The sequence below is a fragment of the Kitasatospora sp. NPDC002040 genome, from assembly GCF_040296785.1.
In the GTDB taxonomy this organism is placed as follows: domain Bacteria; phylum Actinomycetota; class Actinomycetes; order Streptomycetales; family Streptomycetaceae; genus Kitasatospora.
Map to the genome: position 1 here is coordinate 771,581 of NZ_JBEOXV010000002.1, position 23,741 is coordinate 795,321.

Sequence of the window (23,741 nt, forward strand, 5' to 3'; positions counted from 1 at the left end):
TGGACGTTGGTGGTCGGTGCCACTGAGCAGCCACGGTCGGAGCCGTGGCGGAGCGCCCGCGCCAGGGGTACCGGGGCGGGTCACGGCGGTGCAGGGAAGCACGGTCGCCGTACGGGTAGGGGGTGGTCGGGACATGGGCAGGGCAAGCCCCGCCGGCCGGATTCACACCCCCACAGCGCATCCCGGTCGGATGGACAACGCTCATAGTTGGACTAGACCATCCGTCTGTCAAGAGTCCTAATAGTTCGTCACCAAAGCCTTTGCCTGCCCTTGCCCAACCCACTACCTTCGGGTTCGCAGAAACCCGACGGACCGTCAGCGTCGGTCCGTCGGCGGTGTTCTGCCCGGCTGCACCGGCTCAGCGGCGGCGGCTCACCACCCGGGCCCCGAGGCCGAGCAGCAGCAGGACCAGGGCGCCGAGGGCCAGCCGCCGGGGGTCGCTGCCGGTCACCGGCAGCGGCGGAACCGGCGGCACCGGCGGCTGCGGCGGCCGGCCGAAGGTGTTGGTGACGGTGATCCGGTCCCCGGCGGTGCCGCCGAGCAGCAGGGCGTGCGCCGGGTCCCCGTGGTCGACCGTGACCGACTCGGCGCCCGCGCCGTCGGGTTCGGCCAGCCAGCACGCGGCACCGGCCGGCAGCGGCTCGGGCAGGTCGTCCACCGTCCTGGGCTGCCCGGGCCGGAGCCGGTACGGCCGCCGGTCCACCAGCACGATCGGCTCGGCGCCGGGCGCGGTGACCAGCCGGCAGCTGAGCTCGACCGTGAACTCCCGGTCCGCCACCAGCTCCGCGCCGGGCCCGGTGGCCTGCTTGAGCAGCACCAGCGGGGCCGGACGGTACTCGTTGGCGGCCGTCACGGTGAGGTCGACGGCCGCGGCGGTGACCTCGGCGGCGTGCTGTTCGTCCGGGTGCGAGACCGTCACCGAGCTCGCCCCGCTGGCCAGTTCACCGGCCCAGCAGCGGGTGCCGGTGAGCAGCAGCTCGGGCAGCACGACCGGACGGCCCGGCTGGACGGTGACGGTGCGGTTCAGGACGTCCTTGCCGTCCCGGCGGCAGATCACGTGCAGTTGGAAAGCGGCGTCCCGCAGGTACCCGGCCCCGGCCAGCGGGCCGGTCAGCTGCTTGGCCAGGGTGATCCGCCCGGCGTGGAAGGTGTTGACCAGTTCGGCGGTCGCCAGGTCGGTCACGCCCTCCTTGACCAGCACGCTGCGGACCGGGTCGGCCGGCACGTCGGCACCGCCGTTCGCGGTCTCCGTGACGGTGCAGAGCGCGCCCACCGGCAGGCCGTCCAGCTGCCCGGAGAGCCGGTCGGGGCCGGTGAGTTCGAGCTCCCGGGTGACCACGGCGGCCCGCCCGTTGAAGTCGCAGGAGACCGCGAACCGGAACGGCCCCTTCGCCAACGCGGCGCCCGCACCGCTGACCTTCTTGCGGACCACCAGGGAGCCGACCGCGAACTCGTTGGTGACGATGACGGTCGCCGTGGCCTCCTTGGGGCCCGGAGCGCCCGGGTCGGCGGGCGGGCCGTCCACGTCGACCCGGTCGGAGTCGGACAGCTCGTACCGGACCCGGGTGGCGCCGCCCTGGTCGGTCTCGTCGATCAGGCACCGGCTGCCCTGCGGCAGCCCGCTGACGGCCTGTGAGCCGTCACCGGTGAAGACCAGCTCCTGCGGGAATCCGGGCAGCCTGGTCCCGTTGAAGCTGCAGTCCACCGTCACCTTGAACGGCCCCTGGCCGACCGTGGCGGCCGCCTCGCCGGTGACCCGCTTGGCGACCATCAGGTCCTTGCGCGGGTACTGGTTGCCGATCTCCTCCTGCTGCCAGACGGTGGCGTCGGCGGCCCGGGTGACGGTGACCACGACGGCGTTGGCCTCGCCCTGGTGGTCGCTCTGCGCCCCGGCCGAGTCGGTCTCCCAGAACCGGCAGACCGCACCGACCGGGACACCGCCCAGCGCGAACGGCCTGTCGGGGCTGAACTGCGCCGTACCGGCCCGGACTTCGACGTTGTCCCCGGCGGCGGTGGTGAGCAGGCAGGAGTACGCCAGCATGAACGGGCCGATGGCGACCCCGGCCGGCGGGTCGAGCACCCGCTTCAGCAGCCGGACGTTGCCGAAGACCAGCCCGATCCCGGCCTTCGGCGGCTCGGTCACCGGCAGCACGGTGGTGGTGCCGCCGACCTTGACGGTCTCGGTGTGGGCGAAGGAGTTCCAGGCGACCGAGGGGAAGCCGGGCACGGTCAGGTCCGCAGGTGCCTGGAAGGGGATCCTGAAGGTGACCGCCGCACCCGGCGCCAGCCCGGACGGGAAGGCGACGTCGGTCTCGAAGGCGGTGGCCCGGGTGGTGTCGGTACCCCAGGAGGCGTCCTTGCAGGCGCGCTTGGGGGTGCCGACCTTCCGCCCGCACGGGTTGCCGGTGCGGGTGTAGGCGAGGTCGGCCGTGCCGGGGCCGGTGAACACCACCGGCCCGGTCAGGGTCGGGATGCTGTCCCACTCGGTGCCCCGGGGCTCGTCGCCGAGCAGCACGCCGGTGTCCTTGGGCGCCGGGAAGACGTCGAGCAGCTGCAGCGAGCGGGCGGGCTCGGTGCCGGTGTTCTCGACCCGGATCAGGAAGGAGAAGTTCTGGCCGGGCCGGGTCAGCGCCACGCACGGGTAGCGGGTGAACACCGTCCCGCCGGAGGTGAGTTCGGGGCAGCGCGGGTCACCGGCCGGGATCGGGGCGCCGGTGTTGGCGTCCTGGTAGCCGAGCGAGCGGTCCCCGGTGACCCACTTGGCGGCGTCGAAGGAGACGCCGGAGCGCGAGGTGACCTGGGCCGAGGAGGTGCAGAAGGTGCCGGTCCCGTAGCGCGGGTCGTCCACCGCGGTGCCCAGCCGGGGCGAGCTCGGGTCGCAGTTCACCTTGGGGACGGTGTCCGACCCAGCGCCGAAGACGTTGGTGATGGTGGTCCCGGCCGCCACACCGCCGTTCAGCTTCACCTGGTAGCCGACGGTGACCTCGCTGTTGGGGTAGAGCGTCCAGCCGGGGAAGCGCCAGACCAGTTTGACGATCCGTCCGTCCGCGTCCCGGACCGGCTCGAAGCTCACCTTCACCGGCTGCGGCGTGCCCGGCATCTGGACGTACCGCAGGGTGTACGGCAGGCCGTTGTCGCCCTGGAAGCTGTCGTCGAAGCGCAGCCCGGCCGGGACCTCGTCCACCACCACCAGGTCGGGCACGGGCGCCGTCCCGGTGTTCTTGACGTGCAGGTTGAACGGGGCGACCGAGCCCGGGCTGAGCACCGTACTGGCCGGCTCCTTCTCCACCCGGATCCGGTTGCTGCCCTCCACCACGGCCAGCGAGGCGGTGCTGTCCGGGATCGGGAAGGTGCCGCCCGGCGGCTGCAGGGTGCTCTCGCCCGCCGCGCTCGCGGTGTCCTCCAGCAGGTCGGGGATCGGGGTGCCCGGGGCGGAGCGCAGCCCGCTGCGCGGCCTGACCACCAGGCAGACGCTGCTGCCGGGGCAGTCGCCCCAGGTCGGCGGTGCGGTGGCGGGCAGGATGCCGTACCCGCCGGCCGAGTTGGTGAAGGTGACCCGGACGCCCTGGATCTCGGCCGGGTCCACGCCGGCCGGGAAGCCGGGCTTGGTGTCACCGGTCGGGGTGCCGTTGACGAAGACCGGCGGGTTCGCCCGGCAGCCGGTGGTGCACACGTCCACCTGCACCCGGTCCGCGCCGTTGGGGAAGGTGACCCCGGACAGGGCGGTCACCGTGACCGCGTCGAAGAAGTCGGGGTCGGTGTCGGTGACGATCAGTCGCTTCAGGCCGACGTTCCCGCTGTTGAGGGTGGTCAGCCGGAGCGTGACGTCCTGCGGGGTGATGCCGGTGACCGGGCGCAGCACGGTGCCGGGGGCCAGCGTCTTCTGCAGCGAGGCGGCGGCCTTGGCGGGCTTGACCTCGACGGCGGGCGAGCAGCTCGGGCTGCCGGTCGACCCGCCGTTGACGGTGACGGCGGCGCAGTTGGTCAGGGTGCCGGAGGTGACACCGGGCCGGAGCCGGACGGTCACGGTGGCCCGCATGAAGCCGTTCGGCGGGATGCCGTCCGGCTCGGTCAGCCGCACGCCCTTCGCCCGGGCGAGCAGGGCGCTGTCCGGCGGCACGTACGCCACCCACGCCTTGACGCCCGGGTCGTAGAGCTCCAGGCCGAGGTGCAGGGTGCGCGGGTTGCCGTCGGTGGAGACCGCGACGATCTCCAGCTGGTCGAACGGGTTCCCGGCGGCCGACGGGTCGGCCGGGTCGGTGACCCGGACGTTGGGCTGCGTGACGTTGCCGGTGTTGCTGTAGCCGAGGCTGAAGGTCAGGTCCTGGCCGGGCGGGATCTCGGTCCAGGACGAGGACTTGAAGCCGTTGCCCTCGGGGGTGCGCTCCTGCACCTTGAGCGCGGCGCAGTCGGTCACGGCGGCCGAGCCGGAGCCGTTGGACGGGTTGGCGGCGGAGGCGTCCGCGCAGTCCTGCACGCCGTCGGTGACGTCCTGGGCGGTGACCTTGTCGTTGAGGGTGCCGTGCACCGAGAGCTTGCCGACCGCGCCGGGCTGGATGGTGCCGGCGCCGCCCTGCTCGCCCCGGTAGGTGATCGAGATCCGCTTCGGCGGGCTGCCCGCCGGGCAGCCGGTGCCCGCCCGGATCTGCGAGGCGGGCGGGTTGGTGAGGTCCACCGGCGCCGGGGTGGAGCCGTCCCGGCAGGTGACGGTGAGCCGGGCCGTGGTGGCACCGGGCGGGAAGTCGACCTTCAGCTTGTCGGCGTCGAACTTCTCGAACTCGGTCGCCGCCGAGTCGGACGGCTCGGTGATGGTCAGCGAGGAGACCGCGAACGGCGAGCTGTTGGTGGCGTTCAGCTGCGCGGTGGCGCCGGACTTCTCGCCCCGGACCACGGTGCCGTTCTGGGTGAAGTCGCCCCGGCCGTCCGGGAAGAACAGCTTGTCCAGGTCGACGGTGGCGAGGTTGGGCAGGATGTCGTGGTCGGAGCAGGCGGGGATGCCGATGATGGTGTACTTGCTGGCCGCGTCCTTGACCGCCGAGTCGGCGCAGTTGCGCACCGTCTTCCGGGCGGCCGGGCTGATCTGGGCGCCGCTGGTGCGCTCGGTGCGGCGCAGCTTCACCTGCATCGGCACGGTGCCGCCGACCGGGTCGTACGGCAGCGTGGTACCGGTCGAGTTGGTGAACTCGTAGCGCACACCGGTGACCTGACCGGCCGTCACCCCGGCGGGCAGGGTGAGGTCGGGGCCCGCGGTCGCGGTGCCGCGCACCCACTCGTTCTCCGCGCACCTGTTGCCCGGCGGTTTGGTGCACACCAGCACGGTGACCCGGTCCGCCCCGGCGGGCATCCGGGAGACCGGGCCGACCGAGACCAGGTCGAAGTTCTCGTACAGGGCGGCGCTGTCGTCCTGCACGTCCAGCCTGCTCACGCCGTCGACGGTGGCCGAGGTGTTGGCGGCGCCGAGGGTGATGGTGGAGACGCCGTCGCTCTGCGCCACGTCCGAGCCCGGCTGCCAGTTCTTGCTGGCCTTGGCGTCCAGCAGCTTGGGGATGGTGACGGTCTGGGTGACGGTGCCGATCACCTGGCTGGCGTTGTCGGCGGCGGCCGTCGCGGTGTTGGTGACCGAGTCGCCGTCCTCCAGCGGCCCGGTGGCGGGGACCCGCATGCCGATCGAGACGTCCGCCGTGGTCCCGGCGGGCAGGCCGACCGATCCAGCCGGGTTGGGCGGGGAGGCCAGCGGGCTGCGGAACTCGATCCGCAGCTTGCGGGTGGCCGGGTCGTAGGTCACCAGCTGGGTCGGCGTGGTCGGCGGCAGCGAGGTCAGGTCGAACTCGGCCGGCAGCACGTCCTCGATGTGGGCGTTCACGCAGGAGACGCTGAGCGAGGAGCAGGAGAGGGTGAGCTTGTACGAGAAGGCCGATCCGGGCACCAGCGGGTTCGGCGCCCCCTCCACCGCCTTGCCGAGCGACATCACCGGCCCGGCGGCCACGGCGGGCGGCACGCCCAGCAGGGTGGCCGCCAGGCTCAGGACGGCCGCGACCGCCCACGGCATCCGGCGCCGCCCCGTACCGATGAGAGACCCCACGACCGCTCCGTACGTAGACCGACCTGACAGTCAGTCACACTAAGTACAGATATGATCACCAGGGGCGAGGCAGCGCCGGAATGCCGCTCTGACGGAGCAGTGGCAGCCCGTCAGCGCACCGCCGCCACCAGCGAGTCGCTGACGGAGCGCCAGGCGACGCCGGCCTCGCGGAAGCCGGCCTCCACCAGGCGGGCGGTGTGCCAGTCGGCCGGGTGGACGTCGCCGTCCTTGTGGTCGCGGTAGATCATCGAGCGGGCCGCCACCGGCTCGGCGAGGAGCGGATCGGCCGCCGCGGCGGCCCACCAGCCCTGCCAGTCGTGGATGCCCGCGGCGCTCTCGCGCTCCCGGCGCCGCTGCTGGAACGCGTCGTCGGCCGCCCGCAGCAGCGGGATGCCGGCCTCGGGGGTGTGGTCGGCATTGAGGAAGAGCCCGCCGGGCCGGAGCAGCCCGGCCAGGTCGCCGTAGAGCCGGAGCAGGTCGTCGGTGGCCAGCCAGTGCAGCGCGGTGGCGGTCAGCACGGCGTCGTACGGACCCTCGGGAAGGGCGGCCGCCCAGTCCGGGTCGCGCAGGTCGGCGGTGACCAGGGTGAGCCTGCTCTCGTCGGCGAAGTGGCCGCCCGCGATCGCCAGCAGCGCGGGGTCGAGGTCGACCCCGGTGCTCACCGCCTCCGGCAGCCGGGCGAACAGCCGACCGCTGATGCTGCCGGTGCCGCAGGCCAGGTCCAGCACCCGGGGTGCGGGCCCGGCGACCGCCTCGACCAGGTCGAGCATCACCCGGAACCGCTCCTCGCGGTCGGGCAGGTACCACTGCTGCTGAAGGTCCCAGCTGCGCTGCCAGTCGTTCCAGCTGTTCATTGCCGCTCCCTCGGTAATGGCCTGATCGGCGCTGCGTCTATTACCGATCCTAGGAGCCTTCGGGTAACCGGCGCAAGGTGCTTGCAGGCATTACTTCTCGGTCGAGGTTTGGCCACCCGCTCCGCACTCCGTAGAGTTCCTGGGTAACCAGGTAGGGCGGCAGAGGAAGCAGTGCGGTAATGGCGGGCGAGACCCAAGGCACCGAAGAGCAGATCGAGTACGGCCCGGGCATCGACCCCGCACGGCTGGAGCTCTGCCTCGCCGTGCTCGCCGAACTGGACCAGCTCGATGTCGACCACCCGGACGCGATCACCGTCCGGCAGGCGGTCGGCGGGGTGTTCCGCACCCTCAAGCAGCGCCGCCGCCAGGAGATGCGGGCCCGCAAGACCGCGCACGACCGCGCCGTGACCGCCGCCACCGCGACCGGTGCGCCCGGCCGGATCGACGACGAGACGGCCGGGGCCTTCGGCCTCACCACCGCCACCACGACCGAGATCGCCGGAATACTCGAGCGCCCGCGCTCCTGCTACACCTGCAAGCAGCGCTACGTCGAGGTGGACGCCTTCTACCACCAGCTCTGCCCCTCCTGCGCCAAGCTCAACCGGAGCCGCCGAGACGCCCACGCGGACCTGACGGGCCGTCGGGCGCTGCTCACCGGCGGCCGGGCCAAGATCGGGATGTACATCGCGCTCCGGCTGCTCCGCGACGGCGCCCACACCACCATCACCACCCGGTTCCCCAACGACGCGATCCGCCGCTTCAAGGCGATGCCGGACAGCGCCGACTGGCTGCACCGGCTGAAGATCGTCGGCATCGACCTGCGCGACCCGGCCCAGGTGGTCGCGCTCGCCGACGAGGTCGCGGCCGACGGCCCGCTGGACATCCTGATCAACAACGCCGCCCAGACCGTCCGCCGCTCCCCCGCCGCCTACCGCGAGCTGGTGCTGGCCGAGAACGCCCCGCTGCCCGCCGGTGAGCTGCCCAGCTCCACCGTGATCGGCAGCTTCGGCAGCGGCAGCGTCGACCGCCCGGCCCTGCCCGGCCAGGGCGGCCACCGCGAGCTGATCAGTGCCGAGGACGTCACCGCGCTGGCCCTGGTCAGCGGCTCCGCCTCGGTCGAGCGGATCGCGGCCGGCACCGCGATCGACGCCGGCGGCCTGGTGCCCGACCTGCACGACTCCAACAGCTGGGTGCAGACCGTCAGCGAGGTCGACCCGATCGAGCTGCTGGAAGTCCAGCTCTGCAACTCCACCGCTCCGTTCATCCTGGTCAGCAAGCTGCGCCCGGCGATGGCGGCGGCCAAGGCACGGCGCAAGTACGTGGTGAACGTCTCCGCCATGGAGGGCCAGTTCAGCCGCGGCTACAAGGGCGCGGGCCACCCGCACACCAACATGGCCAAGGCCGCGCTCAACATGCTGACCCGCACCAGCGCCAAGGAGATGCTGGAGACCGACGGCATCCTGATGACCGCCGTCGACACCGGCTGGATCACCGACGAGCGCCCGCACCCCGACAAGATGCGGCTCGCCGAGGAGGGCTTCCACGCCCCGCTCGACCTGGTCGACGGCGCGGCCCGGGTCTACGACCCGATCGTGCGCGGCGAGGAGGGCGAGGACCTCTACGGCTGCTTCCTCAAGGACTACGCCCCCTCCCCCTGGTAGGAGTTGACGCACCGTGGCCAGCATGCTGGGAGCCGGCGTGATCGTGCCGAGCACCGACGGCCGGGTCCTGCTCGGCCGTCGGATCACGGCCGGTGAGACCCCCAGCTGGAGCCTGCCCGGCGGCAAACTGGACCACCCGGGCGAGTCGTTCGAGCAGGCCGCCGCCCGGGAGCTGGCCGAGGAGACCGGCATCGTCCTGCCCGCCGGGCGGATGCGGGTGCTGGCCCTCCTGCTCGACCACGAGCTCGGCCGGCCCCGGCTGACCGCCGCCGTGCTGGCCCCGCCGTGCGACCTGCCCGCGCTGGTCACCGAGCCGCACGCCTGCGCGGGCTGGGAGCGGGTGCCGGTGGACGCGCTGCCGGAGCCGATGTTCTACCCCTCGGCCCAGGTGCTGGCCAGCTGGCTGCCCGACTACCGGGCCCCGGCCCGGACCTGGCGTTACCCGCTCGGCTGAGCCGCCGCCGACAGCCCGGTCAGCAGTGCGCCGCCCGAACCGTCCACCGAGCGCTGGGTGTTGGTGAGCACGACCACGCCGGTGCCGCACTCCGGGGCGAAGCCGAGGAACGAGGCGAAGCCGCCGGTGCCGCCGTTGTGCCAGAGCTGGAGCTGCCCGCCCTGGCGGGGGTGCAGGCGCAGGCCCATCCAGCCGAGGTGGATCCAGGAGAACGGGTTGGTCCGGTGCTCGGGCGTCCGGCTGAGCGCGATCGCCTCGGCCAACGGGGTTTGCTCCGGGGCGAATTGGGCCTGCAGGAAGGTGACCAGGTCGGCCGCCGTTCCGCGCAGGCCGCCCGCGCCCGCCAGTGCGGCCAGGTCCCAGCCCGGGACGGGACGGCCGCGCCGGTCGTGCCCCTGCACCAGCCGGGCCGGGTCGGCCGGGACGACGGCGGTGTCGGTGAGGCCGAGCGGGCCGGTGATCCGGGCGGCGATCAGCTGCTCGTAGTCGGTGCCCGCCCGCCGGGACAGCGCCAGACCGAGCAGCCCGGCCCCGAGGTTGGAGTAGCGGAACCGCTTGCCCGGCACCGCACCGAGCCGGACCCGGCGCAGCGTGCCGAGCAGCACCGGCTCGGTGAACCGCGCGTACGGGTCGGGGCGGCCGGGGTGGAGCAGCGCGGGCAGCAGCATGCCGGGCGGCAGCCGGGACAGCCCCGAGGTGTGCTGGGCGAGTTGGCGCAGCGTCACCGCCTCGCCGCCCCGGTGCAGGCCGGCCGCCTCCGGGAGCAGCTCGGCCAGCGGTTCATCCAGCCCGACCAGGCCCTCGGTGACCAGGCAGGCCAGCGCGAGCGAGGTGAACACCTTGCTGACCGAGCCGAGTTCGAACACCGAGTCGGTGCCGACCGCGCCCGCCGAACGGACCTCCGCCCCACCCCCGGCCAGCGCGGCCACCACCACCCCGGCCCGCCCTTCGGCCAGTTGGTCCGCCGTCCGCTGCGCCGCCCCGCCAAGATCCACCATACCGAGCAGCCTAGTTGCACTGACAGTGATGACGGACGTGGTGGGGCTGCTGGCGGGTGTGACCCGCGCACCGACTGACATTTCGATTGTCCTGTTTGGGATTTGTCGGCCCGTCAGCGGCGTCACCGCGCACGCGGCCCCTCTCCGTGACGCTCCGCCGGAGCGGCCCGGTCGGGCTCCCCCGCCCCGGTCACCAGCGGTGCGTTACTCCAGGTTGGCCCTGATCCCCGGTTTTCGATCAGGGCCCGAGATGATGGACCGCGCGTCAGTTTGTCCTGTTCCCAGGCCGGTTGGAGGCACCGGACGGACGGCTGACGGTGGGCCGGTCGAGGAGCACTGCTGCGCCGAGCCGGCCGCCGGTGTGACGGCCCCGACCTGCGACCCTGGTGACGCTCACCGCTGTCGGCCGACCCGACAGGAGCTCCGCGCCGCGCGAGTCCTCAAGCCCGACGCGGGGGGGTGCTCAGTACGCGTCGTCCGGGTAGCCCCACTCGATGTCGGTCTCGGCGGCCGGAGCGACCTCGGCGACGGCGGAGGCGAAGGAGGTCTCGAAGTACGGCTGCCAGCGGCCGAACCCGCTGATGCTGATCGGGAACTTCGTCTCACCCGAGACGTAGTGGACGCCGTTGTCGCAGACCGCGCCGTAGCCGATCTGGCCCTCGAAGCCCTCGTCGCGCAGCAGGTCGCCAATGGACACGGCGACGGCTTCGGCCTGCGCCGAGTCGGCGAGCTGCGAGACGGTGAAGTGGAGATCGATGTTGACGGACATACCAGCAGGCTACCCGCCGACACCGGCAGTGGACTGTGCACCGGTCTCCAGGAACCGATCGCGCAAGGTGCCGAAGCGATCCGGGAGCAGGACGCCTTCGGAGCCGCTCAGGCGTTCAGGTCGTCGGCGCCTGAGAGCCGGCGGCTCTGACTCGGCGTCATGCCTGCCGGGGACTCGGGCCGGGCCTGGTCTCGGGGAGGCGTCCCACGATCGGTTGCCGCGATGCTGCTCGGCAGTGCAGACGCAGCAACGTGACCCGGTCCCGGACCATCACCCCCTGGGACGGCTGGACCGCGTGGTACCCGGGCATCCCCAAGCAGGGCGCGTAGTCCGAGGGCGTTGTCGGGTGAGCTGCGACTCGGGCCGGGAAGTCCGTTCGGCGGCGGGCGGGTTCAGATTCGTCGGACGCGCCATGGTCAACGAGGCCCTGTCCCGCGGGTGGGATGTGACCCTCAAGGTGGTCGCCTCCGGTATCACCGACCGGGCGGCCGCCAACCGCGATCGGCTCCGAGCCTCGGTCCCGAGGTACGTGCCGCAGGCGGACCCGCCGTCAGCCGGGGTCCGGGCTGCCGTGGCGGGTGGTGTCGTGGGTGGCGAGGGCGGCGCGCAGGGTCAGTTGGTCGGCGCCCCGGGCGGCGTCGAGGCCGGTGAGCTCGGTGGCTCTGCGCAGGCGGTAGTCGACCGTGTTGGGGTGGACCTGAAGCCGGGCCGCGGCCTGGCGGCGGTCGAGACCGCAGGCGAGGAACGCCCGCAGGGTGTCGAGGAGTTCGGGGCGCCGGGCCAGCGGGGTGAGCAGAGCGGCGAGGCGGTCCCTGGCCGCGCTCGGGCGGCTCAGCTGGTACTCCAGCAGGAGGTCGTCGAGGAGGTACAGCCCGGGGCCGCGGCCGGACGCCGGCGCCACCTCCCGTAGCTCGCCGACCAGTCGGGCGGCGTCCGCGACGCCACCCGGTGCGGCGGCGGCCGCCGCCACCAGCAACTCGGCGCCGCAGGCCCGGCCGAGGTGTTCGACCAGCCGGGAGAGCCGGTCCCGGTCGGCGCCGGCGAAGTCGGCGGGTGGGGTGTCGGAGGGGATCAGCACCAGCCCGCCGTTCCCGGACAGCACCGACAGCGGCACGCCCGTGGTCTGGCGCTGCAGTTCGTTGCGCAGGCGGCGGAGTTTGCGGCGGGCGGCGACGGCGTGGTTCACGCCGAGCAGCAGTTCGTCCGGGTGCGGTCCCATGGTGATGCCCAGGACCAGGTAGCAGGGCGGCAGTTGGAGACCGGCCCGGTCGGCGGCGGTCTGCGGGTCGCCGCCCGCCAGCAGCCGGGACAGCAGCGACTGCCGGGCGACCTGCTCGTCGCCCAGCGCGGCCTGCCGCTCCTGGACGTACCCGGCCGCGACCGCGCAGCTCACCAGACGGAGGTAGTCCAGTAGGCGCTGCTGGACCAGCAGGACGTCCGGCAGGTCGCCGGGTTCGGCGGCCACGAGGACCCGGGCCGCGCACTCCTGCGCTCCGAAGTGGTAGGCCCCGACGACAGCTTCCAGCGGTACGCCCTCGTCCGCGCGCCGGGCCGAGGACTCGCTGATCCGCGCCAGTTCGTCCGCTCCGGGCAGCTCACCGCTGCGCAGCACCTCGGTGAAGGCGCGGATGCCGCGGTCCACCTCCCGGGTGATCTCGCCGCGCAGCTGCTCGGAGGGGAGTGCCCCGTAGGCGGGCAGACGCTCGACGAGCCGGGCCATCACCGCGGGGGCCAGGGCCACGGCGGCGGCCTTGAGGTGCTCGTGGACGGGTACGCCGCCGAGTCGCGGTGTCGAGGGGCGTTCCACCGTGTTGGATGACGTCACAATCCACCTCGCGATTCTCTGTTGTCCGGCCCGGGGACACGGTGCCGTGCCGCAGGCATCATGTTTTCCGGGACGTTACTTACCAGTTGGTAACACGCTCGCCGGTCGGACCACCAGAGGTGCGCACCTCCCGACCGCACCGTCCACCGGACCCGCACGCCCCCACCCACACCCCCACACGTACCGGAGGACCGCCTTGCTTGCGCGCAAGAGCACGTCTCGGCTACTCGCCATCGCCGTCACCGCGGTCATGGCCATGGCCGCCACGGCAGGCCCCGCCGCAGCCGCCGCACCGTCGGCCGCCGCCGCGAGCGACTCGTTCTACACCTACGACGGCAGCGTGCCGCTGGCCTCCCTCGCACCGGGCGCCGTCCTGAAGACCCGGACCCTGCAGTACCACCTGCTGGGCCTGCCCACCCCGGTCAAGGCGATCCAACTGCTGTACCGCACCACCGACGCCCAGGGCCGCCCGGCCGCCAACGTGACCACCGTGGTGCGGAGCCTGACCGGCGACGGCAGCAAGGCGGTGTCGTACCAGTCCTTCTACGACTCCCTCGACCCCGAGCACGGCCCGTCCCGGGCGGTCGCCGGCGACCTCAGCCTCGGCGGCCTGATCCCGAACGCCGAGGCCCTCTTCCTGGTGCCGCTCCTGGCGCAGGGCTACAACCTCGTCATCCCGGACACCGAGGGGCAGAGCGCCGACTTCGCGGCCGGCCCGGAGTACGCGACGAACACGCTGGACTCCATCCGCGCCGCGACCAGGTCCGCGGCCACCGGCATGAACCCCGGCACCTCCTTCGGCCTGATGGGCTACTCCGGCGGCGCCATCGCGACCAACTGGGCGGCCGCCCTGGCACCGTCGTACGCCCCCGAGGTCAACAGCAAGCTGGTCGGCTTCACCGAGGGCGGCCTGCTGGTGGACCCGGCGCACAACCTCAAGTACGTCGACGGCTCGCTGGTGTGGAGCGGTGTCATCCCGATGGCGGTCATCGGGGTCTCCCGGTCCTTCGGCATCGACCTCAAGCCCTACCTGAGCGACTACGGCCTGTCGGTGTACCAGCAGTTGGAGCACGGGTCGATCGCCGATGCCCTGGGCCACTATCCGGGACTGACCTGGAAGAAGATGGCGAAGCCGCAGTACGCCGACCCGAACTCGGTACCGGCCTTCCTCACGGCGGTGAACCGGATCAACCTCGGCTCGGCCCCCACGCCGACCGTCCCCGGCTACATCGCGCAGGGCAACGGCGGTGTCCTGGAGGGCACCTTCGGCAGCCCCGCCGGTATCGGCACCGGCGACGGGGTCATGGTCGCCGGGGACGTCCGGGCCCTGGCCCGACAGTACTGCGCCACCGGCAACAGCCGGATCGCGTACCAGCAGTTCGACCTGCTCAGCCACGTCGGCGTCCCCGTCGTCTGGGCTCCCCAGGCCCTGGGCTGGCTCAACGACCGGTTCGCGGGCCGGACCGCGCCGACCGACTGCGGCCACATCCCCGCAGGCAACCCGCTCACCCCGGAACAGCCGGCCCCGACCTCCTGATGCACCGGTGCGCACCGTGAGGCCCCACCGCACCCGGACCCACGCGGCGGGGCCTTCCCGCGCCCGGCAACGCCCTCCGGTCACCAGGTGTCCCCGGCCCGACCGCTGACGCCGGTTCAGAAGCCGGCGGTGTCCAGGTCGAGGTCGAACGGGGCCGGAAGCCGCACGGCGGCGCCGAACGGGTGCGGGCCGTCCACGCTCTCGTACCCCAGCCGGCTCGGCTCGGCGAACACCGTGCACTCGCGCTGCTGACGGTCCACCAGCAGGTACACCGGCGCGCCGTACTGGCCGTACCGGCGTCGCCTCACGGTGCGGTCGGTGTCCCCGTTCGACGGTGAGGTCACCTCCACCACCAGCAGCGTCTGGTCGGGCAGGAGCGCTCCCTCGGTCTTCGCCGCCAACGCCGCCGGCACCACCGCGAGATCCGGGATGAACCAGTTCTCCGAGCCCGGGAGGTCCAGGTTCCCGGAGCCGGCCCGAAGGCCGAGCACCCGCATCCGCGGGCCGATCTGCTCACGCACCAGGTCGACCGCGTTCTCGTGCGCCCAGGACAGCGAGATGGGGGTGATGACTCCCTCGATGATCTCGGCGCGGTCACCGGCGACGTGCTGGATCGCGTACTTCAGGGCGCGCTCCGGGTCGGTGACGCTGTACTCCCCGGGGGCGTGGGCTGCTGAGCTCACGGCCGTACCTCCTTCGCTCTCGCCCGATCGAGTGACGGACCCGTACCGGCTCCGGGTCCGTCACTCGATCGGGCGAGTAGGTTCGTCCCGGCCGGCCTTCCGTCCCGACTCCGGCCGGCGGGGTCAGGTGGTCTCCAATGGGTCGGCGCGGCAGAGTAGTTGGACGATCCGGGTGCCGGTCCGGGCGGCGGTGCGGAGCTGGGGCGCGGGTGCGCGGGCGCGCCTGGGCCGACCGTGTCGGCCACCTCGCGTCAACGGCCGTCGGACCGGGTCTCAGACGCGGACCAGCGACTCGCGGGTGAGATCGGCGAGGGTGGGGTAGCCGTCGACGGCCATGATCAGGTCGCTCTCGGCGAGCAGGGCGCGCAGGACGTGGACGATGCCGGCCGTGCCCTCCAGGGCCAGGCCGTAGGCGTACGGGCGGCCGATGCCGACGGCGGTGGCGCCGAGGGCGAGGGCCTTGACCACATCGCTGCCGGAGCGCACCCCGGAGTCGAAGAGCACGGGCAGGCCGTCGGCGGCCTCGACCACACCCGGCAGGGCGTCGAGCGCGGGCAGGCCGCCGTTCGCCTGGCGGCCACCGTGGTTGGAGCAGTAGATGCCGTCCACTCCGCCGTCCCTGGCGCGGCGGACGTCCTCGGGGTGGCAGATGCCCTTGAGGACGATCGGCAGGTCGGTGAGCGAGCGCAGCCAGGGGAGGTCGTCCCAGGTCAGCGGGTTGCCGAAGACGCCCACCCACTCCATGACGGCGGCCTGCGGATCCTCCTCGGGGGACTTGGCGAGGCGGGCGCGGAAGACCGGGTCGGAGGTGTAGTTGGCCAGGCAGTGGCCGCGCAGTTGGGGGAAGTTGCCCGCCGCGAGGTCGCGCGGACGCCAGCCGGTGACCCAGGTGTCCAGGGTGACCACGATGGCCTTGTACCCGGCGGCCTCCGCGCGGTGAACCAGACTCGCGGCCAGGTCCCGGTCGGTGGGGGTGTAGAGCTGGAAGAAGCCGGGGGTGTCGCCGAACTCGGCGGCCACCTGCTCCAGCGGGTCGACGGACAGGGTGGAGGCGACCATCGGCACGCCGGTCCGGGCGGCGGCCCTCGCGGTGGCGAGATCCCCGTGGCCGTCCTGGGCGCACAGGCCGATCACGCCCACCGGCGCCATGAACAGCGGCGAGGGCAGCCGGAGGCCGAACAGGTCGACGGACAGGTCCCGTCGGGTCGCCCCGACCATCATCCGGGGCACCAGACCCCACCGGCCGAAGGCGGCGGCGTTCGCCCGCTGGGTGGACTCGTCACCCGCCCCGCCCGCCACGTAGGAGAGCACTGAGGGCGCCAACGCCGACGCGGCCCGGGCCTCCAGTTCGGCGAAGGCCATCGGCATCGTCGGCAGCACACCGGCGAGCCCGTTGAGGTAGATCTCGTACTGGTAGTCGCCGAACTGCGGGCTCATCGTCCGGAGTTCCTTCCTGCTGGTGGGTCGGCGGCGACCGCTGCCCGGCGTGCCCGGCAGGGGTCCGGGTGGCGAAGGTATCCCGAGCGGCGCCGGACGGGTAGCGGGCCGGCGGCCGGCCCCTGCCCGGGGATGGCGGGCCCCGGCCCGGCGGAGGCGGGCAGCGGTACTGTGACGGCTCGGGGAGACGCGGGGCGGACGACGATCCGGAGCTGCTCACCTGGGCGCACGTCGCCGCGGTGCACTGCTTCCTGACCGGGTATCACCACCTCTTCTCGACGCCGTTGACCGCCGCCGGGTGCGACCGGTACTACGCCGCGTCGGCGCGCGTCGCCGAACTGCTGGGCGCCACCGGCATTCCCCGTTCCCGCGCCGAGGCTGCGGCCTGTCCGGCCCGGGTCCGGCCCGGGTCCGGCCCGAGTCGAAGGTCACGCCTGCCCTGGAGGTGCTGCGGCTGCTGCGCGGTTTCGGCCGCAGCCGCCATGGGCGTCCTGCCGTCCGGATGCTGACGAACGCCTCGATCGACCTGCTGCCGGCGCGGGCGGGTGGCCGGATCATGGTCTGGGCCTGCGGGCCGTCCCAGCCCTTCTGGCCCCCGTCCTCACTGTCCGAGCGGGCTCGTAGGCTGGTCAGCACACCGATCGACCGGAGGTTCCGTGTCCAGCCATCCCGGCGTACGCGCGCTGTCAGGCCTGCTCGCGCCATGCAGACAGAGCAGCGAAGGAGCCCCCCTTGATGCAGCCGAAGTGGCAGAAGCCGAACGGCGGCTCGGGATACGGCTGCCCTCGGACTACATCGCCTTCATAGAGACCTACGGGGCCGGCGGGATCGGCGGAGACTCGCTGTGGATACCGTCGCCGTACCGCGCCCCCGGAGGCACCAGTGTGGTCAGCATGGCGGAACTCTTCTGGGAACAGGCCTCCGAGTACCACTCCCGTTGGCTGCCCGTCGAAGTAAGGGCCGATATGTTGCTCCGGTGGGGTTTCACAGAGGAGGGCACCCACCTGTTCTGGCTGATGACAGGCGACGACAGTGACGCCTGGCCCATCGCCGAACTCTACGAGGACGGCGGCCCCTTCACCGTCCACGAAGACGGGTTCGCCGCCTACGTGCGACGCTGGTGCACCCCTGCCCCCGGCCTCACCGAGGGAGCGATGCAGTTCATCCACTGGCGCGAATACGACGACCTCATGGACCAGGGCCTCGACCCCTCTACAGGTCTCCCCTGGGCAATCTGAACGGAAGTGCTGCTGGTCGCGAGAATCGGCCGGGTACCGCTTCCTGGTAGCAGCTGCCGGTGTCGGCCTCGGTGAGGATGAGGATGTCGAGCTTGGCCAGGCGTTTCAGCCTGGCGCGGGTGCGGTGACGGTCTTCCCGGTGAGGGCCTCGGCGAGGCGGGGCCTCGGGCGGGCCCCGCTGACCGGCTTCCGTCTCAGCTCGCCGGGCCGCCCGGGCGGAACCGTTCCACGCCGATGATGTGACGCACCTTCACCGGGCGGACGACCACGGCGATCCGCTGCTCGCCCGGAAGCATCCACTCGTAGCGCTCGCTGCCCAGGTACTTGCGGGCCAGCCGGTCCATCCGTTCCCGCGCTTCGTCCCCGGTGATGAAGCAGCTCACCACGCCGCTGATCTGCACCCGGTCGTAGGGATCGGTGGAGTCCGCGTGCGAGAGGTAGACCCGCGGGTCCCGCCGCAGGTTCTCCTCCTTCACCCGGCCCACCGAAGTGTTGAACATCAGCTCGCCCTCCCCTTCCAGGTCCACCCACATCGGGCTGACCTGTGGGGCGCCGTCCGCGAACACGGTGCCGACGTACCAGATGTTGGGAGCTCGGAGCCGGGCCTGCACGGCCTCGTCGAATGTCACAGCCACCCGAGGTGGTTACCCACTCCGAAGGACCGGGACACCGGCCATGGTTTGCTTTCGCAGGAGGTGCCCTCCTACTCATGGACCTGGCCCCGCATCTGGGCACGACCTGCCCCAGCTGCAGCTGGGCGTCGGTGGTCCGGCCCTGCGGGAGTGCGGGCCGTCCACCGGTCCCGCTGATGTCGGCTGCGCCCCGGCTCGGTCGCGGGCCAGCCACGACGGACGCCCGGTCAGGGGTCAACGGCCTTGGTGTCACTGCGCATCGTTCGACGCGGTACGCGCGAACCGGAGGGTGGCGGGCACCCGCACGCGGCCCGCCACCCGGTGGTCCTAGCGCGGCCGGAGCTGGCGCCGGAGCTGCGCCGAGAGGTGGTGCTGGAGCGGGCGGCCGACCGCCGCGAGGTCGTGCACGAAGGTGAGCGTGCCGTCGTCGGCCAGGGTGTAGCGCCGGCGGGTGGCGGTGACCTCCTTGGCCGTGGGTGCGAGCGCGACCTCGTGGGTGGCGAGGTCGACTGCGGCGCCGTCCGCCCGACCGACCAGGATCTCCGCGATGCCGGTGGGCTGGGTGATCAGTGCCTCCACCCGGCCGTCGGGCTGGAGCCGCCACCAGCCGCTCTCCCGGGCGGACGGGCGCAGTGGCGCGCCGTCGGCGTCGAGCAGCCAGGCCCGGGTCTCGTAGTGGAGGAAGGGCCGGCCGTCGTGGCTGAAGGTCATTTCCTGTGCGTACGTGAACTCGTCGGCGAGCGTCGGGTAGCCGCCACGTCCCCGGCCGCGCCAGGTGCCGAGGAGCCCGAGCACGGGCTCCAGCAGCGCGTGCGGTGCGGGCGCCTCGTCCGGTCGGTGAGCGTCGGGGTAGGGGTGGGGGTGCTCCGGTGCGGGGTCGAACACGGTGCGCGCTCCTCAAGTGGGTCTGCGGTCAGGTCTGCTGACGGTCCGGGTGACTCGGGAAGCCTACGGTCCCCTCCGGGGAGGGGACCGCGGCGACGTGCTCCGGCCGGCCGGACGTTCGGGCGGACGGCGCGTGAGGGGGAGCTGCCGGGGGCAGTACCTCGCCCGGGACCGCGACGCGGAGGCTCCTGGGGTGGGACCGCTCAGCGGCGGCCCGGGCGCTGGGCGGCGGCAAGCACCAGGGCGGCCGTGCAGGCCGGCAGTGCTGCCACGATCACCGCCGTCCAGCCGCGACGGAAGCCCTCCAGTGCGGCCTCCGGCCCGTGCGGGGTACCGATCAGACTGACCGTCAGCGCCACGCCCACCACGGCGCCGATCTGCCGGGCCATCATCAGTAGGGGGTGTCGAAGCAGTAGCTCTCGGTCCAGGCGGAGGCTCCGTACTGGTTGGCCGCGCGCAGCGCGATGCAGACGTGGTCGCCGGAGTAAGGGCCGGTGAGGTGGTAGCTGGTGCCCGTGGTCGAGTAGACCTGGTTGACCTTCTTGGTCTGGTTGTCGTACCGGACGTCGTAACGGGTCGCGCCCGGCTGGGCGTCCCACGACATGGTGAGCGGCATGTCGCAGGCGCCGACACAACCGTGGTCGAACAGCGCGTTGTAGCCCGCCATCGCCGCAGGCGGGGTTCCCTGGGGCGAGGGGGTCGGGGTGGGCTTGGGCGCAGGAGCGGCGGGCGGCGGGGGCGGCGGGGACGACGCGGTGGTGCCGCCCGAGGTACCGCCGCCGGTGGTACCGCCCGACGTGCCTCCGGAGCCGCCCCCGGCGGTCCCTCCGGTGCTCTTGCCGCCGGTGGTGCCGCCTGACGTTCCGCTGCTGCCGCCCGTCGCCGTGCCGGGATCGGATGCGTCGCTCGGGGTGGAGGCCACCGCCGACGGTGCCGTGGCGGGCGTCTCCGACGGAGGTGGTGGCGCCACCGGGGAACTGCCAGCCCCGGCGGAAGCCGTCGCTCCGGGGGTGGGCGTCGCCGGCGCGCTGGTGACCGTGCCGTCCGGACGGTGCCCGCCCGAGGTGCTCCCCCCGGGGCCGCCGCCCCGGGTCAGGCCGACCGTGAGCATCGTGCCGACGGCGACCACCGCCGCCAGGACGAGCAGGGCCCGGCGCCGACGGGGCGGGCGGCCCACATCGTTGCGCTCGGTCGGGGTCCGGGGCAGGGACGGTATCCCGGTGTCGCCCCCGTGCCCGATCAGCACCGCCAGGCCGCTCTGGTCGAGGGTGGCCTCGCCCAGGCCCAGCGCCGCGCCGAGCTGTCCGGGGGTGGGCCGTTCCTCCGGCTCCTTGGCCAGGCAGCGGCGGACCTGTTGGACCAGTTCGGCCGGGAGCCGGTCGAGGTCCGGCTCCTCGTGCACGATCCGGAAGCCGAAGCCGAACGAGTCGGTCTGGCCGAACGGGTGCTCCCCGGTGGCCGCGAAGGCCAGCACCAGCCCCAGCGCGAACACGTCGGCCGCCGGACCGACCCGGCCGCGCAGCTGCAGCTGCTCCGGTGCCATGAACTGGGGCGTGCCCAGCATCATCCCGGTCTGCGTCAGGGTGGTCACCGCCGCGCCCCGCGCGATCCCGAAGTCGATCAGCCGGGGGCCGTCCGGCCCCAGCAGGATGTTGCCGGGTTTGACGTCCCGGTGCACCAGTCCGGCCGCGTGGATCGCGGTCAGGGCCTCGGCCAGGCGCACTCCCAGCGCCCGCACCGACACGCTGTCGAGGGCGCCGTGCTCGGCCACCACCGCGTCCAGCGTCGGACCGGGTACGAACTCGGTCGCCAGCCAAGGCTGTTCGGCCTCCACGTCGTCGTCGACGATGGCGGCGAAGTACGGCCCCGACATGGCCCTGGTCGCGGTCACCTCGCGACGGAACCGGGCGAGGAAGTCGGCGTTCTGCGTCAACTCCTCGTTGATCACCTTGACCGCGACCAGCACCGTGCCGTGGCGCCCGAGGTAGACCCGGCCCATGCCGCCCGTCCCGAGCACCCCGAGCAGTTCGTACGGACCGACCCGCCGCGGATCGCCGTCCTGCAGTGCCTTCAACGCGCCACCCCCGGTGCGGTGGCTCCGGTTCTGAGCAGCCGGACGGGCGGAACGGTCAACATGTCACTCCCACGATCGCCAAGGGGAAGGCCCTGCGACCGCGCGGATCCGGGCACCTCGACGGTGCGACGTCTCGCGGACCGCCACCGCGAGGATGGCGGCCACGCCGCCGACAGCGCCAGGTCACCGCACCGGCCATAGCTGGCCGGTCCTGCTGACCGGCGCAAACGTCAGCGGCCCGGGTCCGCGTTCACGCCTTTGAGCTCTCTCCGACCAGGCCGGAAGGACCCGGCTCGATCAGGGACCACAGGTCCGGTTGCCCGGGCTGTGGGCCTGGGAGTGGCGACTGTCCGGCGGGAGTCAGGCAGGAGCAGCCGTGAGCTCGCGCGGGTCCGACGCGAGTTTTCGGACCACCGCTATCCGCGCTTCGCGGCGATCCGTTCCGGCTCCGGCCAGCGGACGTCGTAGACCCAGCCGAGCCGCTCCCACCAGGAGATCAGCCGGGCGGTCGGGTCCGGCTGCCCGGCCAGGGCGCCGTGCCGGGCGCTGACCGGGTCGGCGTGGTGCAGGTTGTGCCAGCCCTCGCCGAAGGTGATCAGGGCGACCCAGCGGATGTCCCTGGACTGGTCCCTGGTCCGGTAGTTGCGGTCGCCGAAGGCGTGCGCGACCGAGTTCACCGACCAGGTCACGTGGTGCACCACCGCGTACCGGACCAGCCCGGCCCAGAAGAAGGTGGCGGCGGTCGCGCGCCAGTCCCGGGTCCAGGCCAGCGTGACCAGCGCGGGCAGCAGCAGCGAGAGCGCCATGGTGGCGGGGTACCAGCGGTCCAGCCGCCGGACGTCCGGGTCGGCCAGCAGGTCCGGTACGTAGCGCGGGTAGTTGGAGCGCACCGGCGAGGAGGCGAACCAGCCCGCCTGGGCGTGCCACATGCCCTTGAGCAGGGCCCGCCGCCCGGTCCCGTAGCGCCAGGGCGAGTGCGGGTCGCCGGGCTGGTCGGAGTGCTGGTGGTGGCGCCGGTGCTCGGCCACCCACAGGGTCACCGGGCCCTCCATCGCCAGCCCGCCCGCGAGGCCGAGCGCGATCCGCAGCGGCCGCCTGGCCTTGAACGAGAGGTGGGTGAAGTGCCGGTGGTAGCCGGCCGTGATGCCCATGATGGAGACCGCGTACATCACGGCGCCCAGCAGCACGTCCCGCCAGTGCAGGCCCCAGCCCCACAGGGCCGGGACGGCGACGGCCAGTACCAGCAGCGGCAGCACCACCAGGGTGGCCAGGTAGCCGGCCCGCAGCGGGGTGCTGACCGGCACGGTGTCGGGCAGCGGAACACGCCGTGGGGGCAGGGCGGATGACGTCATGTCGGCTCTCCTCGGGCGCGGCACTACTCCGGGCAGGTGAAGGCAAGGACGGCGTTCTGCCCGCCGAAGCCGAACGAGTTGCTGACGGCGGCGGTCATCCGGTGCGGACGCGGCGCCTTGGTGACCAGGTCGAGGTCGCACTCCGGGTCGGGCACGTCCAGGTTCACCGTCGGCGGGATCAGCTGCCGCTCCAGCGCCAGCACGGTGCAGACCGCCTCGATCGCCCCGGCGCCGCCGATCGCGTGGCCGATGCCGCCCTTGAGTGCGGTGACCGGCGGCGGGGTGCCGAAGACCGTGTGCAGTGCGCGGGCCTCGGCCGCGTCGCCGTGCGGGGTGCCGGTGCCGTGCGCGTTGACGTGGCCGATGTCGGCGGGGGCGAGCCCGGCGTCGGCGAGCGCGCCCCGCAGCGCCCGGGCCGCGCCGTCGCCCTCGGGGTGCGGGGCGGTGACGTGGTGTCCGTCGCAGGAGGAGCCGAAGCCCGCCAGCTGGGCCCGGGTGCGGGCGCCGCGCGCCCTGGCGTGCCGCCCGCGCTCCAGCACCAGCACGGCCGCTCCTTCGCCCAGCACGAAGCCGTCCCGGTCCCGCTCGAACGGCCGGGACGCGCCGGCGGGGTCGCCGGAACGGCGGGAGAGCGCGCGCATCTGGGCGAAACAGGCCGCCGTCATCGGCATCCGGGCCGACTCCGCGCCGCCCGCCAGCACGATGTCGCAGGCGCCGGCCAGCAGCAGCTCGCGGGCCATGCCGATGGCGCTGGTCCCGGACGCGCAGGCGGTGCTGACCACCAGGTTGGGGCCGAGCGCGCCCAGGTCCATCGCGATCTCGGCGGCGGCCATGCTCGGCAGGCTGCGGGAGAGCGCCAGCGGCGAGACCTTCTCCGGCAGCGCGGCGGCCAGCCGGTCGAACTCGGGTTGCCAGCTCTGCATGCTGCCGGTGCCCACCCCCATCACCACGCCGACCCGGGTGCCGTCCCAACTGCCGCTGTCCAGACCGGCGTCGGCGGTCGCCTCGCGGGCCGCCAGCAGGGCCAGCACGGTGAAGCGGTCCAGCCGCCGGGCCAGCCGGTGGCCCAGCAGCTCCTTGGCGTCCAGCTCGGGCACCCGGCAGGAGAAGGCCACCGGCAGCCCGGCCAGCTCCGGGTCGGCGGCCGCGAAGGACTCGCCCGCGCAGAGCCCGTCCCAGCCGGCGGCGACCCCGATCCCGCTCGGCGCCAGCAGCCCGAGCCCGGTGACGGCGACCTGCTCGCGCCTCAACAGGGCGCTC

At 73.2% G+C, this 23,741-nt stretch carries 18 protein-coding genes; 5 read left to right on the forward strand and 13 right to left on the reverse strand.

Features of this window, described 5'->3' with window-relative positions:
• Positions 1-358: 358 nt before the first annotated feature.
• A complete protein-coding gene (locus ABT118_RS08790; protein ID WP_350646028.1) occupies positions 359-6,082 on the reverse strand; it encodes a DUF5979 domain-containing protein in 5,724 nt (1,907 codons plus the stop codon).
• 110 nt (positions 6,083-6,192) lie between these two features.
• Positions 6,193-6,936 carry a class I SAM-dependent methyltransferase gene (locus ABT118_RS08795; protein ID WP_350646029.1) on the reverse strand — a complete coding sequence of 248 codons (744 nt, stop codon included), beginning with the start codon at positions 6,934-6,936 and terminating at the stop codon, positions 6,193-6,195.
• Between the two features lie 179 nt (positions 6,937-7,115).
• Between ABT118_RS08795 and ABT118_RS08800 the strand changes: the two genes are divergently transcribed.
• Together ABT118_RS08800 and ABT118_RS08805 are read left to right on the forward strand one after the other, a co-directional pair.
• Positions 7,116-8,597 (forward strand): SDR family NAD(P)-dependent oxidoreductase, encoded by a 1,482-nt coding sequence (locus ABT118_RS08800; protein ID WP_350646030.1) that lies wholly within the window; start codon positions 7,116-7,118, stop codon positions 8,595-8,597.
• Positions 8,598-8,619: 22 nt separating this feature from the next.
• A complete protein-coding gene (locus ABT118_RS08805) occupies positions 8,620-9,051 on the forward strand; it encodes a nucleotide triphosphate diphosphatase NUDT15 (protein WP_350646410.1) in 432 nt (143 codons plus the stop codon).
• Here the strand turns inward: ABT118_RS08805 and ABT118_RS08810 are convergent.
• The 3 genes from ABT118_RS08810 to ABT118_RS08820 form a co-directional block, all read right to left on the reverse strand.
• Positions 9,036-10,049 (reverse strand): serine hydrolase domain-containing protein, encoded by a 1,014-nt coding sequence (locus tag ABT118_RS08810; RefSeq protein ID WP_350646031.1) that lies wholly within the window; start codon positions 10,047-10,049, stop codon positions 9,036-9,038. The two genes, ABT118_RS08805 and ABT118_RS08810, sit on opposite strands and share 16 nt — an antisense overlap.
• Positions 10,050-10,512: 463 nt before the next feature.
• Positions 10,513-10,818, reverse strand: coding sequence for a hypothetical protein (locus tag ABT118_RS08815; RefSeq protein WP_350646032.1), 306 nt, complete (start codon positions 10,816-10,818; stop codon positions 10,513-10,515).
• Positions 10,819-11,368: 550 nt separating this feature from the next.
• A complete protein-coding gene (locus ABT118_RS08820; RefSeq protein WP_350646033.1) occupies positions 11,369-12,643 on the reverse strand; it encodes a PucR family transcriptional regulator in 1,275 nt (424 codons plus the stop codon).
• Positions 12,644-12,899: 256 nt separating this feature from the next.
• Between ABT118_RS08820 and ABT118_RS08825 the strand changes: the two genes are divergently transcribed.
• Positions 12,900-14,180 carry a lipase family protein gene (locus ABT118_RS08825; RefSeq protein ID WP_350646034.1) on the forward strand — a complete coding sequence of 427 codons (1,281 nt, stop codon included), beginning with the start codon at positions 12,900-12,902 and terminating at the stop codon, positions 14,178-14,180.
• Between the two features lie 116 nt (positions 14,181-14,296).
• On the opposite strand, the gene ABT118_RS08830 is transcribed toward ABT118_RS08825, so the two are convergent.
• Complete coding sequence (locus tag ABT118_RS08830) at positions 14,297-14,863, reverse strand: Uma2 family endonuclease (RefSeq protein ID WP_350646035.1); 567 nt, start codon at positions 14,861-14,863, stop codon at positions 14,297-14,299.
• A 273-nt stretch (positions 14,864-15,136) separates the two neighbouring features.
• Positions 15,137-16,300 (reverse strand): lactate 2-monooxygenase, encoded by a 1,164-nt coding sequence (locus tag ABT118_RS08835; protein ID WP_350646036.1) that lies wholly within the window; start codon positions 16,298-16,300, stop codon positions 15,137-15,139.
• 122 nt (positions 16,301-16,422) lie between these two features.
• Here ABT118_RS08835 and ABT118_RS08840 point away from each other — a divergent pair, with 122 nt between their 5' ends.
• Entirely contained in the window at positions 16,423-16,809 is a 387-nt protein-coding gene (locus tag ABT118_RS08840; RefSeq protein ID WP_350646440.1) for an oxygenase MpaB family protein, read from the forward strand.
• Between the two features lie 147 nt (positions 16,810-16,956).
• A complete protein-coding gene (locus ABT118_RS08845) occupies positions 16,957-17,538 on the forward strand; it encodes an SMI1/KNR4 family protein (protein ID WP_350646037.1) in 582 nt (193 codons plus the stop codon).
• A gap of 194 nt (positions 17,539-17,732) precedes the next feature.
• On the opposite strand, the gene ABT118_RS08850 is transcribed toward ABT118_RS08845, so the two are convergent.
• From ABT118_RS08850 to ABT118_RS08875, 6 genes are all read right to left on the reverse strand, one after another.
• Positions 17,733-18,173, reverse strand: coding sequence for a TIGR03618 family F420-dependent PPOX class oxidoreductase (locus ABT118_RS08850; protein ID WP_350646038.1), 441 nt, complete (start codon positions 18,171-18,173; stop codon positions 17,733-17,735).
• Positions 18,174-18,497: 324 nt separating this feature from the next.
• The gene (locus tag ABT118_RS08855) at positions 18,498-19,055 is read right to left on the reverse strand and encodes a nitrobindin family protein (RefSeq protein ID WP_350646039.1); all 558 of its coding nucleotides are present in this window, start codon (positions 19,053-19,055) and stop codon (positions 18,498-18,500) included.
• 203 nt (positions 19,056-19,258) lie between these two features.
• Positions 19,259-19,447 carry a hypothetical protein gene (locus ABT118_RS08860; RefSeq protein ID WP_350646040.1) on the reverse strand — a complete coding sequence of 63 codons (189 nt, stop codon included), beginning with the start codon at positions 19,445-19,447 and terminating at the stop codon, positions 19,259-19,261.
• A complete protein-coding gene (locus tag ABT118_RS08865; RefSeq protein WP_350646041.1) occupies positions 19,447-21,129 on the reverse strand; it encodes a serine/threonine-protein kinase in 1,683 nt (560 codons plus the stop codon). Before ABT118_RS08865 ends, ABT118_RS08860 begins: the two co-directional genes overlap by 1 nt.
• A 416-nt stretch (positions 21,130-21,545) precedes the next feature.
• On the reverse strand, positions 21,546-22,481 hold the full coding sequence (locus ABT118_RS08870; RefSeq protein WP_350646042.1) for an acyl-CoA desaturase: 936 nt from the start codon (positions 22,479-22,481) through the stop codon (positions 21,546-21,548).
• Between the two features lie 23 nt (positions 22,482-22,504).
• Complete coding sequence (locus ABT118_RS08875; RefSeq protein WP_350646043.1) at positions 22,505-23,731, reverse strand: beta-ketoacyl-[acyl-carrier-protein] synthase family protein; 1,227 nt, start codon at positions 23,729-23,731, stop codon at positions 22,505-22,507.
• Positions 23,732-23,741: the final 10 nt, after the last annotated feature.

Excerpts from the sequence above, each read along its gene's own strand:
- ABT118_RS08835 (WP_350646036.1), bottom strand. The coding sequence starts at position 16,300 with ATGAGCCCGCAGTTCGGCGACTACCAGTACGAGATCTACCTCAACGGG.
- ABT118_RS08825 (WP_350646034.1), top strand. The coding sequence starts at position 12,900 with ATGGCCGCCACGGCAGGCCCCGCCGCAGCCGCCGCACCGTCGGCCGCC.
- ABT118_RS08805 (WP_350646410.1), top strand. The coding sequence starts at position 8,620 with ATGCTGGGAGCCGGCGTGATCGTGCCGAGCACCGACGGCCGGGTCCTG.
- ABT118_RS08860 (WP_350646040.1), bottom strand. The coding sequence starts at position 19,447 with ATGATGGCCCGGCAGATCGGCGCCGTGGTGGGCGTGGCGCTGACGGTC.
- ABT118_RS08870 (WP_350646042.1), bottom strand. The coding sequence starts at position 22,481 with ATGACGTCATCCGCCCTGCCCCCACGGCGTGTTCCGCTGCCCGACACC.
- ABT118_RS08795 (WP_350646029.1), bottom strand. The coding sequence starts at position 6,936 with ATGAACAGCTGGAACGACTGGCAGCGCAGCTGGGACCTTCAGCAGCAG.
- ABT118_RS08810 (WP_350646031.1), bottom strand. The coding sequence starts at position 10,049 with ATGGTGGATCTTGGCGGGGCGGCGCAGCGGACGGCGGACCAACTGGCC.
- ABT118_RS08800 (WP_350646030.1), top strand. The coding sequence starts at position 7,116 with ATGGCGGGCGAGACCCAAGGCACCGAAGAGCAGATCGAGTACGGCCCG.
- ABT118_RS08815 (WP_350646032.1), bottom strand. The coding sequence starts at position 10,818 with ATGTCCGTCAACATCGATCTCCACTTCACCGTCTCGCAGCTCGCCGAC.